This window comes from Xenorhabdus littoralis (genome assembly GCF_033949345.1).
In the GTDB taxonomy this organism is placed as follows: domain Bacteria; phylum Pseudomonadota; class Gammaproteobacteria; order Enterobacterales; family Enterobacteriaceae; genus Xenorhabdus; species Xenorhabdus littoralis.
Map to the genome: position 1 here is coordinate 1 of NZ_VCDP01000075.1, position 586 is coordinate 586.

General features: G+C 59.6%; 1 pseudogene. It reads right to left on the minus strand.

Features of this window, described 5'->3' with window-relative positions:
* A pseudogene (locus FE394_RS16350) lies at positions 1 to 460 on the minus strand (ParB family protein); the annotation flags it as partial.
* Positions 461 to 586: the final 126 nt, after the last annotated feature.

The following is a 586-nucleotide window of genomic DNA, read 5'->3' on the forward strand; positions in this document are numbered from 1 at the left end:
CCAGTAATGGCACCGCCTCCCGTCCGGCGGTGCCGAGCAGAACGGCAGTCAGCGTCAGTTCATGACGGTCAGTCGAGATTTCCCCGGTCAGGGAGTGCAATAAACACGAAAAAGGATGAACATCCGGCCCGTCAATCAGGCAAAATCCCGCCGACCGTTCATCCGATACCGGCAGCAAATCACGGTCACAGCCCATCACTTCGGCCAGTTCAAACGCCAGGCGAAACGCCATATTTTGCAGATGCTCGATATCGTCCTGCATCGGGGAAATGTGCCAGACTGAACTGACCGGCTCCAGCCCGGTCCGGGCAAAGTGGAGATCGTCAGCTTCAGGCTCAGACAGCGCCTTATCAGACGGACTATCCGGCTGATAAGGCGGGAGCACCGGAGTGTTTCGGGAAGACGGAGCAGGCACGGGTGTCTTATCGACCGGAGTGCGCGTTGTCTCCGGCGCCTGCACCGCATCCGTGACGGGTTGAGACATTATGCTCGGGTTCGATTCCCTGTCTGGCGCCCGAACCCGATCCGCTTTAGGTGTATCCGGCTTTTCCGGCACCGGCACAGCATCAACCGGGGTGGCCTGTTC